The sequence below is a fragment of the Streptomyces sp. NPDC020489 genome, assembly GCF_044386545.1.
Lineage (GTDB): Bacteria > Actinomycetota > Actinomycetes > Streptomycetales > Streptomycetaceae > Streptomyces.
The window spans coordinates 489,110-503,630 of the sequence record NZ_JBIRUZ010000001.1 but is presented as its reverse complement, the minus strand read 5'-3'; the positions used below and the strand labels follow the sequence as shown (position 1 = coordinate 503,630).

The following is a 14,521-nucleotide window of genomic DNA, read 5'->3' as shown; positions in this document are numbered from 1 at the left end:
GTCGTTCAGCGCCCGGACCGCAGGCGTCCCACCCAGCGCCCGAGCCCGCGTCGGGCCCGCCGCGGCCCCGACCGCACCGGCCGCCGGGGTCCCGTCGCGGCGGCACCGGGGTCGTCGCGCTGCCAGTGGTCGTCCGGGGACAGCAGCGGCGCCTTGCGCTCCGCCTGCGCGCGGATCTCCACGTGCGACGCGTGCGCGGTGACGCGGAACGCCTCCTCGTAGGAGGCCAGGGCCGCGCTCATCGCCCCGCCCGCCAGCCCTCGGCGGCGGATGCGCGCGGCCAGCCAGGTGAGCAGGCCCAGGACCACGGCGAGGCCGCCGAGCAGGAACAGGAACGGCAGTAACGCACCCATGGACGGGAGCCTACCGGCCGTCCTGCCGCCCGGAGGGGCCGACCGGCTCCGCTCCGGCCGCCTCCCGCATGGCCGCGATGAACGCCCGCAGCGCCGGCTGCGGCGGTGCCGTCTCCCGTACGGCCGCGTGGATCGAGCGCGTCGGCCGCGGGCCCCGCAGCTGCCGTACGACCACACCCGGCCGGAGGCCTACACCGAGCCCCAGTCTGGGGATCATGCTCACGCCCAGCCCGGCCGCGACGAAGCCCTGCGCGGTGACGTAGTCCTCGCTGTCGACCACGAACCGAGGGCGGAAGCCGGCCGCCTCGCAGGCGCCGAGCTGGGCGTCCAGGCAGGGGCCGGGCCACTCGCTGCCGACCCAGGCCTCCTCGGCGAGGTCGGACATCTCCAGCACGGCGGCGTCCGCGAGGCGGTGCCCCTCGGGCAGCACCGCGAGGTACGGGTCGTCGAGCAGGTGCAGCAGGCGCACGCCGTCGGGAGCCGCGGTCCGCGGCCCCACCACCAGCGCCAGATCCGCCCGGCCCTCCCGGACGTCCGGCAGCGGGTCGTCGGGGTCGATCAGCTTCAACTCGATCTGCACGCCGGGGTGTTCCCTCCGCAGCCGGGCCACCGCCGGGGCGACCAGTGAGGCGCCCGCCGTGGCGAAGTACCGCACCGACAGCCGGCCCGTGCGTCCCGCCAGCAGATCCGCCAGTGCCGTCTCCGCCTCGGCGACCTGGCGGCTGATGGTGTCCGCGTACTCGGTCAGGAGCAGCCCCGCCGCCGTGGGGCGCACCCCTCGCCCGACCCGTTCCAGCAGGTCCGTGCCGGTCTCCTTCTCCAGCGCGGCGATCTGCTGGCTCACCGCCGAGGGCGTGTAGCCGAGCAGCGTCGCCGCGCCCGTCACCGACCCGCTGCTCACCACGGCCCGCAGCATCTGCATCCGACGCACATCCAACATGTAGGACAGCTTAACGACTCATCCAGAACTCTTCACTTGTCCTCACGCGTTCTGTCGCGGACGGTAGAGCCATGTCTCCCGCCTCCACGCTCCGCATGGCCGTCCTCGCCCTCCTGTGGGGCTCGGGGTTCCTCTGGATCAAGCTCGCTCTCGACCACGGCCTGTCCCCCGCGCAGATCACCATCGTGCGGTGCGCGCTGGGCACCGCGACCCTGCTGGTGCTGGCCCGCGCGGCCGGTCAGCGGCTGCCCCGCTCCCGGGCCGCCTGGGGCCACCTGGTCGTGGCCGCGCTGTTCTGCAACGCGATCCCCTTCGCCCTGTTCGCGGTGGGTGAGCAGAACCTGGACTCGGGCATCGCCGGGGTCCTCAACGCCACGACGCCCCTGTGGTCGCTGCTGATCGGCGTCCTGCTGGGCACCGACCGCGGACTGCGTCCGCTGCGCCTGGCCGGTCTCCTTCTCGGCTTCGCCGGCACGGTGCTGATCTTCGCCCCGTGGCAGCGCTCCGGCCTACTGAGCTGGAGCGCGCTGGCCCTGCTGGGCGCGGCCGCGAGCTACGCCGTGGCGTTCGCGTACATGGCCCGCAAGCTCACCGACAAGCGGGCCCCGATGGCGATGTCCGCCGCCCAGCTGATGGTCGCGACCGGCTGGACCACCCTGTCCCTGCCGGTCGCCGGCCCGGTCGAGGCGGACCTCACCGCACTCCTCGCGGTCACCGCCCTGGGCGTCCTGGGCACCGGCGTGACCTTCTACCTCAACTACCGCCTGATCGCCGACGAGGGCCCCACTTCGGCGGCAACGGTCGGCTACCTCCTGCCGGTGGTCTCCGTGGCCCTGGGCGCGCTGGTCCTGGGCGAACAGGTCGGCATCCGAGTCCTGACAGGCATGGCGATCGTCCTGACAGGCGTCGCGATGACACGCCCGAGGGCGGCGCGGGGTGGTGCGGGGGCCGCGGCGCGGGCGACCACGGCGGCGCGGGGCGGTGCCGGGTCCGCGACCAGCGCGACGCGGGCGACTGCGGCGGCGCCGGGCCGTGCCGGGTCCGCGGGCAGCGCCGTGCAGGCGACCACGGCGGCGCCAGGCCGTGCCTAGTCCGCGGCCAGGGCCGCGCGGGCCAGCCGGGCGGTGCCGGACGCGCCGGGTCCGCGACCAGCGCCGTGCAGGCGACTACGACGGCGCGGAGCGGTGCCGAGTCCGCAGCCAGAGCGGGCGGACCACCACGGCGGCGCCGGGCCGTGCCTAGTCCGCAGCCACTGCCGCGAGGGCCAGCCGGGTGGTGCCGGGCCGTGCCGAGTCCGCAGCCAGCGCCGCGTAGGCGACCACTGCGGTGCCGGGCCGCGCCGGGTCCGCCGCCGGCGCCGCGCGGGCCAGTGCTGCGGTGGCGGGCCCGAAGGGGTCCCGCCGCGCGGGCCGGCCGGGCGGTGCCGGGCCCGAAGGGGCCTGCACCGCCCGGCCGGCCCCGAAGAAGGGCTACGCCCCGTAGAACAGCGTCTCCACGACCCCCCGCGCCTTGCGCGTGGTGCGTCGGTAGTCGTCCAGCATGTCGCCCACATGGCCGGGGCCGTACCCCAAGTACCGGCCCACCGCGGCCAGTTCACGTGGGTCGGAGGGGAACGTGTCCCCGGCTCGTCCGCGGACCAGCATCACCGCGTTGCGCACGCGTGTGGCCAGCACCCACGCCTCGTCGAGGGTCTCGGCGTCCTCCTCGGAGACCAGCCCGGCCGCGCGGGCCGCCGCGAGCCCTTCCCGGGTCCGGGTGGTGCGCAGGCCGGGCTCGGCGTGCGCGTGCCGCAACTGCATGAGCTGCACGACCCATTCGACGTCGGACAGCCCGCCCGGCCCGAGCTTGGTGTGCAGCTTGGGGTCGGCCCCGCGAGGCAGCCGCTCGGACTCCATGCGCGCCTTCAGCCGCCGGATCTCCCGTACGGCGTCCTCCCCGAGCCCCCGCTCCGGGTACCGCAGCGGATCGATCAGCTCGATGAAGCGGCGGCCCAGATCCTCGTCGCCCGCGACGACCTCGGCGCGCAGCAGCGCCTGGGACTCCCAACCCAGGGACCACCGGCGGTAGTACGCCTCGTACGACTTCAACGTCCTGACCAGCGGCCCGGACTTGCCCTCCGGGCGCAGGTCGGCGTCGATCAGCAGCGGCGGGTCGGCGCTCGGGATCTGGAGCAGGCGGCGCATCTCGGAGACGACCTTGTTGGCCGCCTCGGACGCGGACCGCTCGGGTACACCGTTGCGGGGCTCGTGGACGAACAGGACGTCCGCGTCGGAGCCGTAGCCGAGTTCGTGGCCGCCGAAGCGGCCCATGCCGATGACGGCGAACCGGGTCGGCAGGGTGTCGCCCCAGGTGTCCCGCACGACCGCGCGCAGGGTGCCCGCGAGGGTGGCCGCGGTGAGGTCGGAGACGGCCGCGCCGACCCGGTCCACCAGGGCGCCCTGGTCGGCCTCGACGGGCCGGGTCTCGGTGCCGTAGGAGCCGACGATGTCCGCGGCCGCGGTGCGGAACAGCTCGCGGCGGCGTACTCCGCGGGCCGCGGTGACCGCTTGCTCGGCGCCGTCCGCGCGCCGGACCGCGGCGAGGATCTCCTGTTCGAGGGCGGCCCGGCCACGCGGGGCGAGCCCGCCGCCGGTGCCGTCGCTGTCGCCGAGCAGCGCCACCGCTTCCGGCGCGCGCATCAGCAGGTCGGGGGCGAGGCGCCCGGCGGACAGGACCCGGGCGAGGTTCTCGGCGGCGGCGCCCTCGTCGCGCAGCAACCGCAGGTACCAGGGTGTCTTGCCCAACGCGTCCGACACCTTGCGGAAGTTGAGCAGACCGGCGTCCGGGTCGGCGGAGTCGGCGAACCAGCCGAGCAGGACGGGCAGGAGGGTGCGCTGGATGGCCGCCTTGCGGGTGACGCCGGAGGCGAGGGCTTCCAGGTGGCGCAGGGCCGCGGCCGGGTCGGCGTACCCGAGGGCGACGAGCCGTTCCCGGGCCGCTTCCGGGCTCAACCGGGACTCCCCGGGGGCGAGTTGGGCGACGGCATCGAGCAGCGGCCGGTAGAAAAGCTTCTCGTGCAGCCGTCGTACGACACTGCTGTGCCGCTTCCACTCGCGGTTCAGCTCGGCGACCGGGTCGGTGCGCAGGCCGAGGGAGCGGCCGATGCGGCGCTGGTCGGCCTCGTCCTCGGGGACGAGGTGGGTGCGGCGCAGCCGGTACAGCTGGATGCGGTGCTCCATGGTGCGCAGGAACCGGTAGGCGTCGTCGAGCTGGACGGCGTCGTCGCGGCCGACATAGCCGCCGGCGGCGAGCGCCTGGAGCGCGTCGAGGGTGGTGCCGCTGCGCAGCGAGGCGTCGGCGCGGCCGTGCACCAACTGCAGGAGCTGCACGGCGAATTCGACGTCCCTGAGGCCGCCGGGCCCGAGCTTCAGCTCGCGGTCGACCTCCGCCACGGGGATGTTCTCGACGACCCGGCGCCGCATCTTCTGCACGTCGGCGACGAAGTTCTCGCGCTCGGCGGCCTTCCAGACCAGGGGTTCGAGGGCGGCGACGTACTGCTCGCCGAGGTCGATGTCCCCGGCGACCGGGCGGGCCTTGAGCAGGGCCTGGAACTCCCAGGTCTTGGCCCAGCGCTGGTAGTAGGCGAGGTGGCTGGCGAGCGTGCGCACCAGGGGGCCGTTGCGGCCCTCGGGGCGGAGGTTGGCGTCGACCGGCCAGATCGAGCCCTCCACGGTGGTCTCGGAGCAGATCCGCATCATGTGCGAGGCCAGCTTGGTGGCGGAGCGCAGGGCCTTGCCCTCGTCGGCGCCCTCCACCGCCTCGCCGACGAAGATGACGTCCACGTCGGAGACGTAGTTCAGTTCGTGGCCACCGCACTTGCCCATGGCGACGACCGCGAGCCGGCACAGCGCGGCGTCCTCGGGGGCGGCGGCGCGGGCGATGGCGAGGGCGGCGCGCAGGGTCGCGGTGGCGAGGTCGGCGAGCTCGGCGGCGGTCTGGGCGACGTCGGTGGTGCCGCACACGTCACGGGCGGCGATGGACAGCAGACAGCGCCGGTAGGCGACCCGCAGCGCGACGGGGTCCGTGGCCTCGGCCAGTCCCCGCTCGAACTCCTCCACCCCCGGGTGCAGATCGCGCGGCTCGTACATCACCAGCGCCTGCCAGTCGCCCGCGTGCCGGGCCAGATGCTCGGCGAGCGCGGAGGACGCGCCCAGCACTCCCAGCAGCCGGTCCCGCAGGGGCTTGGCCGCTATCACCGTGTCCAGCAGCTCGCGGTCGGGCTGGGCCTCCAGGAGCCGTACGAGACCGTGCAGCGCGAGATCGGGGTCGGCGGTGGCCCCGAGGGCCTCCAGCAGCACCGGGTCGTTGCGTACGGCGGACAGCTCGCCGCTCTCCAGCAGCCGCTCGGCCGCCGAGGGATCGGTGAACCCGTGCCGCAGCAGCCGGCTGAAGGTACTGCTCCTGCGCCCCGGCGCCGTCATCCTCGGCCTCCTCCGATCAAGGTCGTACCCGCCCGAGCCTAACCGGACAGGGGGTGAGAAGCGCCGGGACGGAGGGAGCGGGGTGACGGGCCCGCACCGCGCGGTGCCGACACCGCGAGCCTCGATCGTCCAGCGGCCCGGCGGGACCGCCGTACACCGCGGGGCGGGGCGCTTTCGTGTTCTCGGTGGCGCCGCGCACCGTTTTCGGCTTCGGTAAGGGGAGCCGTTCAGCCAGACCCGTTGGCGATTCCAGGAGGACTAGCGATGGACTTCACGCTCGAAGTGATTCCGCTGCCCGTGAGCGACATCGACCGGGCCCGGGACTTCTACCGGGACAAGGTCGGCTTCCACGTCGACATCGACCAGGAGGTCATGCCCGGCATGCGGATCGTCCAGCTCACGCCCCCGGGCTCGGGCTGTTCGATCGCGCTCGGCGACAGCATCTGGGAGACCATGGACGGCCCCCGCCCGGCCCCCGGCTCCTATCAGGGCCTGCAACTGTGCGTGAGCGACATCAAGGCGGCGCACGCGGAGCTCACCGAGCGCGGTCTGGAGGTGTCCGAGCCGGTCCAGTACACCCCCGACGACGGCGCCACGTTCATGTACTTCCGGGACCCGGACGGCAACGGCTGGGCGATCCAGGAGTACAAGCGCCGGCTGACGGAACCGCTGCACCAGGTGCTGGCCAGGCCGGCGGGCCAGTAGTCCTCGGACTCCCCCGTACGCCGAAGGGGCCGGCGGTCCACGACCGCCGGCCCCTTCGTACCGCGCGCTACAGCACCGGCAGGTTCTTCCGCAGCTCGAACGCGGTGACCTCGGACCGGTACTCCTCCCACTCCTGGCGCTTGTTGCGCAGGAAGAAGTCGAAGACGTGCTCGCCCAGCGTCTCGGCGACCAGGTCGCTGCGCTCCATCAGGGTCAGGGCCTCGCCCAGGTTCTGGGGCAGGGGCTCGATGCCCATGGCGCGACGCTCGGCGTTCGACAGGGCCCAGACGTCGTCCTCGGCGCCCGGCGGGAGCTCGTAGCCCTCCTCGACGCCCTTGAGGCCGGCGGCCAGCAGGAGGGCGTAGGCGAGGTACGGGTTGGCGCCGGAGTCGAGGGAGCGGACCTCGATGCGGGCCGAACCGGTCTTGCCGGGCTTGTACATCGGGACGCGGACCAGGGCGGAGCGGTTGTTGTGGCCCCAGCAGATGTACGAGGGGGCCTCGCCGCCGGCGCCGGCGGTGCGCTCGGTGCCGCCCCAGATGCGCTTGTAGGAGTTGACCCACTGGTTGGTGACCGCGGAGATCTCCGCCGCGTGCTTGAGCAGGCCCGCGATGAAGGAGCGGCCGACCTTGGAGAGCTGGTACTCCGAGCCCGACTCGTAGAACGCGTTGCGGTCGCCCTCGAAGAGCGAGAGGTGGGTGTGCATGCCCGAGCCGGGGTGCTCCGAGAACGGCTTCGGCATGAAGGTCGCCTGGACGCCCTGCTCCAGCGCCACCTGCTTCATCACCAGGCGGAACGTCATGATGTTGTCGGCCGTGGAGAGCGCGTCGGCGTAGCGCAGGTCGATCTCCTGCTGGCCGGGGGCGCCCTCGTGGTGGGAGAACTCGACCGAGATGCCCATGGACTCCAGCATGGTGATCGCCTGGCGGCGGAAGTCCATGCCGATGTTCTGGGGGGTGTGGTCGAAGTAGCCGGAGTTGTCGGCCGGGGTGGGGCGCGAGCCGTCCAGCGGGCGGTCCTTCAGCAGGAAGAACTCGATCTCCGGGTGGGTGTAGAAGGTGAAGCCCAGGTCGGAGGTGCGGGCCAGGGCGCGCTTGAGGACGTACCGGGGGTCCGCGAAGGACGGGCTGCCGTCCGGCATCAGGATGTCGCAGAACATCCGGGCGGTGCCGGGGGCCTCCGCGCGCCAGGGCAGGACCTGGAAGGTCGACGGGTCCGGCTTGGCGATCATGTCGGACTCGTAGACCCGGGCGAAGCCCTCGATCGCGGAGCCGTCGAAGCCGATGCCCTCGTCGAAGGCCTGTTCCAGCTCGGCCGGGGCCACGGCGACGGACTTGAGGAAGCCCAGCACGTCCGTGAACCACAGGCGTACGAACCGGATGTCCCGCTCCTCCAACGTACGGAGCACGAACTCCTGCTGCTTGTCCATCTAGCTTCCCCATCCTTGCTGGTCAGGCCGCCTGTCTCGGGTCCCGTCGAGACGGACCGGACACCTGAGCATCCCACCACAACACCATTTCATCCGTGTTGCGGACCATGATCGGCGGGCCGACCCCTGAGCGAACGCCCCACGTACGGCAGGTGTACTGTTCCGCCGCCCATCTTGCCTGCTCGCGCCCCCATCCGTAATGCCGGACGGGCCGGAACCTGCCGCGCGGCGATCATCGGCTCTTCGGCCATTCTGTGCCCTCCCTTTCTAAGAGCACCCCCTTCCCCATTACGATCAGCGGACCCGATCGGCACTCCTTACCCAGAAGGACACCTCCCATGGGCTCCGCCAAGAACAAGAACTCCGCCGAGCGCAAGGTGCGAATAGCGGAGATGCGGCGTGCCGAACAGGCCCGCGAGCGCCGCAACCGGCTCCTGACGATCGCGGCGAGCGTGGTCGTCGTCACCGGTCTCGTCGTGGGCGGTGTCGTGCTCGTGCAGTCGCAGGACGACGACGGCGGCTCGGTGGCCGACTCCAGCAACCCGGGGCACTGGACCACGGGCAAGGACGGCGTGAAGACCTGGTCGGCGAAGCTCAGCCAGACCCATGTCACCAAGACCGTGAAGTACCCGATGACGCCCCCGGCCGGCGGTGACCACGACGCCCGCTGGATGAACTGCAACGGCGACGTCTACACCAAGGAACTCAACGACATGAACGCCGTGCACTCGCTGGAGCACGGCTCGGTCTGGGTGACGTACACCTCCAAGGCCAAGAAGGCCGACGTGGACGCGCTGGCGGCGAAGGTGAAGAAGACGCCGTACACGCTGATGAGCCCGTACGAGAAGCAGGCGGCCCCGATCATGCTGACGGCGTGGGGCCACCAGCGGACGGTGACGAGCGCCGACGACCCGAACGTGGCGAAGTTCTTCGAGAAGTTCGTCCAGGGCGAGCAGACACCGGAGAAGGGTGCGGCGTGCACGGGCGGTCTGTCGTAGTGAGGAAGGCCGGCTGGATTGCCTCGGCCGCGGCGGCGGTACTCGTCGCGGCCGGCGGGATCACCTGTGCCGTCGCCCAGGACGGCGGCTCCGGCGACACCCCGGCCGCGGACTCCGCGGACGCCGGGTTCGCACGGGACATGGCGGTGCACCACCAGCAGGCGGTGGAGATGTCGTTCATCGTCCGCGACCGCACGCAGAACGAGGACGTGCGGCTGCTCGCGTACGACATCGCGCAGACCCAGGCCAACCAGCGCGGCATGCTGCTGGGTTGGCTGGACCTGTGGGAGCTGCCGAAGGTGTCCTCGGACCCGCCGATGACGTGGATGGGCATGGGCGGCATGGCCTCTGGCGAGGACGGCGCGCTGATGCCGGGCATGGCCACCAACACCGAGATGGCGAAGTTGCGCAAGCTCAGCGGCAAGCAGGCCGAGGTCTTCTATCTCCAGTTGATGACCGACCATCACAAGGGCGGTATCCACATGGCCGAGGCCTGTGTCGAACGCTGCTCGGTGACGGTGGAGAAGCAGATCGCGCAGGGCATGGTCAACGGCCAGGAGTCGGAGATCCAGTTGATGGCCGACATGCTCGAGGAGCGGGGCGCGAAGGCCCGTCCATAGAGGGTTAACCCTCGGTCAAAGGCGCGTCTCAACCCTCAAATGGCGTGGTCATTAGGTTAATTGGGCTCCTCTTGGGGCTCGTATTCCCCTGACATGAACGGTTCGTCGACAGAGTGACCACCGTCGAGTGATCCACTCGAGATGAACCGCACCCAGGGGGTTCCATGAGATCCAACCGCGCCGCGACGCGCGCCGGTGTGAGCATGGCAGCGACACTGCCCATGATCGTCGGCGCGCTCGCGCTCGGCATACCCGCGGCGCACGCCGCGGACGGCCCCGCCCGGGACACGCTGGCCGGGACCAGGCCCGCGTGGGCCACGGCCAAGGCCGACAAGGGCGCCACGGCGGACACCTCCCGGGTGTCCGCCCGGGTCTACCTCGCAGGGCGGGACGCGGCCGGCCTCGCCGCGTACGCGAAGGCCGTCTCCGACCCGTCCTCGGCGTCCTACGGCAAGCACCTGACCGCGCGGCAGGCGCAGGCCCGCTTCGGCGCGACGAGGGCCCAGGTGGCGGCGGTGACGTCCTGGCTGACGTCGGCGGGTCTGAAGGTCACCGGTGTCACGCGCCACTACGTCGCCGTCTCCGGTGACGTGGCCGCCGCCGAGAAGGCGTTCGGCACCCAGCTGCACAACTACGCCAAGGGCTCGAAGACTTACCGCGCGCCCGCGAAGGCGGCCTCCGCGCCGGAGAGCCTGAACGGTGCCGTCCTGACCGTCACCGGCCTGGACAACGCGCCGCACAAGGCCAGCAGCAAGGACCAACTGCCGCCGCCGGACGCCGTGTTCAAGAACGCCGGGCCGTTCTCCTCGTACTACGGCTCGAAGATCGCGAAGACGCTGCCCGAGGCCTACGGCGCGAAGATCCCGTACGCGATCAAGGGCTACACGGGCAAGCAGCTGCGCGCCGCCTACGGCGCGGGCACGTACACCGGCAAGGGGGTGCGCGTCGCGATCACCGACGCGTACGCCTCCCCGACGATCGCCTTCGACGCGGCCACCTACGCGAAGAAGAACGGCGACGCCGCCTACCGGACGGGCCAGCTGAAGCAGGTCCTGCCGAAGAACTACACCAAGACCGAGGAGTGCGGGGCGGCCGGCTGGTACGGCGAGGAGACCCTCGACGTCGAGGCCGTGCACGCGGTCGCGCCGGACGCGAACATCACGTACGTGGGTGCCGCGTCCTGCTACGACGACGACCTGCTCGACTCGCTCAGCAAGATCGTCGACGACCACCTGGCCGACATCGTCTCCAACTCCTGGGGCGACATCGAGGCCAACCAGACGCCGGACCTCGCGGCCGCCTACGACCAGGTCTTCCAGTTCGGCGCGGTCGAGGGCATCGGCTTCTACTTCTCCTCCGGCGACAACGGCGACGAGGTCGCCAACACCGGGACGAAGCAGGTCGACACCCCCGCCAACTCGGCGTGGGTGACGGCGGTCGGCGGTACCTCGCTGGCCGTCGGCAAGGGCGACACCTACCAGTGGGAGACCGGCTGGGGCACCGAGAAGGCCACGCTGTCCGCGGACGGCAAGAGCTGGACCGGCTTCCCCGGCGCGTTCACCTCGGGTGCGGGCGGGGGCACCAGCAGGACGGTCGCCGAGCCCTTCTACCAGAAGAAGGTCGTCCCGGACGCGCTCGCCAAGGCCAACAACGCCGCCGGCAACCGTGTCGTGCCGGACATCGCGGCGGTCGCCGACCCGAACACCGGTTTCCTGGTGGGCCAGACGCAGACCTTCCCGGACGGCTCGCAGCAGTACAGCGAGTACCGCATCGGCGGCACCTCGCTGGCCTCGCCGGTGATCGCGGCCGTGCAGGCGCTGGCGCAGCAGGCGGGCGGCGGCAAGGCGCTCGGGTTCGCCAACCCGTCGATCTACTCGAAGTACGGGTCCCGCGCGTACCACGACGTCACGGACGACCCGACGGGCTCCGGACTCGCGGTGGCGCGCGTCGACTACACCAACGGCTTCGACGCCGCCGACGGCCTGACCACCTCGGTCCGCAGCCTCGGCAAGGACAGCTCGCTGTCCGCGGTCAAGGGCTACGACGACGTCACCGGCGTGGGCACGCCCGCGAAGGGGTACGTCCAGTCGTTCAAGCAGCACTGACCGGACGACGTACGTCTGTGAGGGCCCGGTCCCGAGTACGTCTGTGAGGGCCCGGTCCCGAAGGCGAGCACCTTCGGGACCGGACCCTCGCGCATGCCCCGCCTACCGTCGCGCCCCGGGAGCCGTACGCGCCCGGCGGCCGATCATCAGGTGGCTCACGAGCCCCGCGGCCAGCAGGAGAACCCCGGCGACGAGGAACGGCAGCGGCGCGTACTCCTCGGTGCAGCTCTGCCCGCCCGGCAGCGCGTGGCACACCTCGCCCGGGCCGCCCCGGTTCAGGTAGGCGAGGTGGAACAGGGGCAGGGCCAGCCCCGAGACGGCGCCCACGACAGCGCGTGCGGGCCCTGTGCGCAGCAGCGCCACCGCGGCCAGCACGGCGAGCACGACGAAGGCCGCGCCCACCGTCAGGATCGCCGCGAGACCGACGCCGGCGCCCGCTCCCACCAGGAGCCAGGCCAGGAACCAGCCCCATTCCGCCGTACGGCTCGGACCGTCATCGCTCATGCCGCTCGTCCCGCCCCCGGGTCGTGGCGCTCATGCCGCTCATGGCGCTCATCGAGGGGGAGGGTAGAGGGCGGAAGTAAGGGGCGCGGGTAAGAGCCCGCGCACCCCCAGCCCATCGCGTCGCTCTGACGATTACACTGATCCCGTGACTGCCTCGAACTTCTGGTCCATCTATCAGCACGGGTTCGCACGCGTCGCCGCGTGCACGGGGCACACCGTCCTCGCGGACCCGCCCGCCAACGCCGAAGCGGTACTGCGGCACGCGCGCCGGTGCTCCGAGGAGGGGGTCGCGGTCGCCGTCTTCCCGGAGTTGGGGCTGTGCGGCTACTCCATCGAGGACCTGCTCCTCCAGGACGCCCTGCTCGACGAGGTCGAGACCGCGCTCGCGGACGTCGTCACCGGGTCGGCCGACCTGCTCCCGGTGCTGGTCGTCGGCGCCCCGCTGCGCCACCGCAACCGGGTCTACAACTGCGCGGTGATCGTGCACCGCGGCCGGGTCCTCGGGGTCGTACCGAAGTCGTACCCGCCCAACTACCGCGAGTTCTACGAGCGTCGGCAGATCGGCGACGGCGCCGACGAACGCGGCGGGTCGATCCGCCTGGGCGGCGCGGTCGTCCCGTTCGGTGTGGACCTGCTGTTCGAGGCCGCCGACGTCCCCGGTCTGGTGCTGCACGCGGAGATCTGCGAGGACATGTGGGTGCCGGTGCCGCCCAGCGCGGAGGCCGCCCTCGCCGGAGCGACCGTGCTGGTCAACCTCTCCGGCAGCCCCATCACGGTCGGCCGGGCCGAGGACCGCAAGCTGCTGTGCCGCTCGGCGTCCTCGCGCTGCCTGGCCGCGTACGTCTACGCGGCGGCCGGACTCGGCGAGTCGACGACCGACCTGTCCTGGGACGGCCAGGCCATGGTCTACGAGAACGGTGTGCTGCTGGCCGAGACCGAGCGGTTCCCGCTGGGCGACGAGTACGCGGTGGCCGACGTGGACCTGGACCTGCTGCGGCAGGAGCGGATGCGGATGGGCTCGTTCGACGAGAACCGGCGCACCCATCGGACGCGGGCCGGTGACTTCCGTACGGTGTCGTTCGAACTCGACCCGCCCGCGGGCGACCTGGGCCTCAGGCGCCGTCTGGAACGCTTCCCGTTCGTGCCGGCCGACGCCGACCGGCTCGCCCAGGACTGCTACGAGGCCTACAACATCCAGGTCGCCGGGCTCCAGCAGCGGCTCGCGGCGATCGGTGGCCCGAAGGTGGTCATCGGCGTCTCCGGCGGCCTGGACTCCACCCACGCCCTGATCGTCGCCGCCCGCGCGATGGACCGGGCGGGGCGCCCGCGCAGCGACATCCTCGCCTGGACGCTGCCCGGCTTCGCCACCAGCGACCACACCAAGGGCAACGCCCACAAGCTGATGCGGGCCCTCGGCGTCACCGCGGCCGAGCTGGACATCACGCCGACCGCGCGGCTGATGCTGAAGGAGATGGACCACCCCTTCGCCGCCGGTGAGCCGGTCTACGACGTCACCTTCGAGAACGTCCAGGCGGGCCTGCGCACCGACTACCTGTTCCGGCTCGCCAACCAGCGCGGCGGCATCGTGCTCGGCACCGGCGACCTCTCCGAGCTGGCGCTCGGCTGGTCCACGTACGGCGTGGGCGACCAGATGAGCCACTACAACGTCAACTCGGGCGTCCCGAAGACGCTGATGCAGCACCTGATCCGCTGGGTCATCAGCAGCGAGCAGTTCGACGAGGAGACCGGTGACATCCTCGCCGCGATCCTCGACACCGAGATCAGCCCGGAGCTGGTGCCGGGCGAGGAGATGCAGTCCACCGAGTCGAAGATCGGCCCGTACGCGCTGCACGACTTCACGCTCTTCCACGTCCTGCGCTACGGCTTCCGGCCCTCGAAGATCGCCTTCCTGGCCTGGCACGCCTGGCACGACGAGAAGTCCGGCGACTGGCCGCCGAACTTCCCCGCGGCCAAGCGCGTGACGTACGACCTGCCGGAGATCCGGCGGTGGCTGGAGGTGTTCTGCCGCCGCTTCTTCGCGTTCGCGCAGTTCAAGCGCTCGGCGATGCCGAACGGCCCGAAGGTGTCGGCGGGCGGCTCCCTGTCCCCGCGGGGCGACTGGCGGGCCCCGTCGGACAGCTCGGCAGCGGCGTGGCTCCGGGATCTGGAACGGTTCGACTAGACGGGTGGGGGTCTGCGGGGGCCTGCCCCCTGCCGGGGACGCCGTGGACGGCCTTCGGCGGTCGGAGGTGCTCCACCTTCGGGTAGACGGCGGGGCCTGTGGGGGCCTGCCCCCTGCCGGGGCTGTTGTGGACGGCCCTCGGCGGTCGGGGGTGCCTCCCCTTCGGGTAGACGGGCGGGGGCCTGCCCCTTGCCGGAGGTTCCGTCGGCGGCCCTCGGCAGTCCG

The 14,521-nt window shown here is 72.1% G+C and carries 12 protein-coding genes; 6 read left to right on the top strand and 6 right to left on the bottom strand.

Features of this window, described 5'->3' with window-relative positions:
- Positions 1–5: 5 nt before the first annotated feature.
- Both ACH41F_RS02255 and ACH41F_RS02250 read right to left on the bottom strand, forming a co-directional pair.
- A complete protein-coding gene (locus ACH41F_RS02255; protein ID WP_391229701.1) occupies positions 6–353 on the bottom strand; it encodes a hypothetical protein in 348 nt (115 codons plus the stop codon).
- A 10-nt stretch (positions 354–363) separates the two neighbouring features.
- Positions 364–1,293 carry a LysR substrate-binding domain-containing protein gene (locus ACH41F_RS02250; protein ID WP_391229699.1) on the bottom strand — a complete coding sequence of 310 codons (930 nt, stop codon included), beginning with the start codon at positions 1,291–1,293 and terminating at the stop codon, positions 364–366.
- Positions 1,294–1,364: 71 nt separating this feature from the next.
- On the opposite strand from ACH41F_RS02250, the gene ACH41F_RS02245 reads away from it, so the two are divergent.
- Positions 1,365–2,384, top strand: coding sequence for a DMT family transporter (locus tag ACH41F_RS02245; RefSeq protein ID WP_398832269.1), 1,020 nt, complete (start codon positions 1,365–1,367; stop codon positions 2,382–2,384).
- A gap of 147 nt (positions 2,385–2,531) precedes the next feature.
- Here the strand turns inward: ACH41F_RS02245 and ACH41F_RS02240 are convergent, their stop codons facing one another.
- Complete coding sequence (locus tag ACH41F_RS02240; protein ID WP_398832266.1) at positions 2,532–2,738, bottom strand: hypothetical protein; 207 nt, start codon at positions 2,736–2,738, stop codon at positions 2,532–2,534.
- A gap of 24 nt (positions 2,739–2,762) precedes the next feature.
- The gene (locus ACH41F_RS02235) at positions 2,763–5,753 is read right to left on the bottom strand and encodes a bifunctional [glutamine synthetase] adenylyltransferase/[glutamine synthetase]-adenylyl-L-tyrosine phosphorylase (RefSeq protein ID WP_391229694.1); all 2,991 of its coding nucleotides are present in this window, start codon (positions 5,751–5,753) and stop codon (positions 2,763–2,765) included.
- Positions 5,754–6,017: 264 nt separating this feature from the next.
- On the opposite strand from ACH41F_RS02235, the gene ACH41F_RS02230 reads away from it, so the two are divergent.
- Positions 6,018–6,458 carry a VOC family protein gene (locus tag ACH41F_RS02230; RefSeq protein ID WP_391229692.1) on the top strand — a complete coding sequence of 147 codons (441 nt, stop codon included), beginning with the start codon at positions 6,018–6,020 and terminating at the stop codon, positions 6,456–6,458.
- A gap of 67 nt (positions 6,459–6,525) precedes the next feature.
- Here ACH41F_RS02230 and glnA read toward each other — a convergent pair whose 3' ends face one another.
- A complete protein-coding gene (gene glnA / locus ACH41F_RS02225) occupies positions 6,526–7,887 on the bottom strand; it encodes a type I glutamate--ammonia ligase (protein ID WP_391229689.1) in 1,362 nt (453 codons plus the stop codon).
- A gap of 338 nt (positions 7,888–8,225) precedes the next feature.
- Here glnA and ACH41F_RS02220 point away from each other — a divergent pair, with 338 nt between their 5' ends.
- The 3 genes from ACH41F_RS02220 to ACH41F_RS02210 all read left to right on the top strand — a co-directional run bounded on the left by ACH41F_RS02220 (position 8,226) and on the right by ACH41F_RS02210 (position 11,610).
- Positions 8,226–8,885, top strand: coding sequence for a DUF3105 domain-containing protein (locus ACH41F_RS02220; RefSeq protein WP_391229687.1), 660 nt, complete (start codon positions 8,226–8,228; stop codon positions 8,883–8,885).
- Positions 8,864–9,505, top strand: coding sequence for a DUF305 domain-containing protein (locus tag ACH41F_RS02215; protein WP_391229685.1), 642 nt, complete (start codon positions 8,864–8,866; stop codon positions 9,503–9,505). Before ACH41F_RS02220 ends, ACH41F_RS02215 begins: the two co-directional genes overlap by 22 nt.
- Before the next feature lie 164 nt (positions 9,506–9,669).
- Positions 9,670–11,610, top strand: a complete 1,941-nt coding sequence (locus ACH41F_RS02210; RefSeq protein ID WP_391229683.1) for a protease pro-enzyme activation domain-containing protein — start codon at positions 9,670–9,672, stop codon at positions 11,608–11,610.
- A gap of 102 nt (positions 11,611–11,712) precedes the next feature.
- Here ACH41F_RS02210 and ACH41F_RS02205 read toward each other — a convergent pair whose 3' ends face one another.
- Positions 11,713–12,114 (bottom strand): hypothetical protein, encoded by a 402-nt coding sequence (locus tag ACH41F_RS02205; RefSeq protein ID WP_391229680.1) that lies wholly within the window; start codon positions 12,112–12,114, stop codon positions 11,713–11,715.
- Positions 12,115–12,259: 145 nt separating this feature from the next.
- Here ACH41F_RS02205 and ACH41F_RS02200 point away from each other — a divergent pair, with 145 nt between their 5' ends.
- Positions 12,260–14,296, top strand: coding sequence for an NAD(+) synthase (locus ACH41F_RS02200; RefSeq protein WP_391229678.1), 2,037 nt, complete (start codon positions 12,260–12,262; stop codon positions 14,294–14,296).
- Positions 14,297–14,521 lie beyond the last annotated feature (225 nt).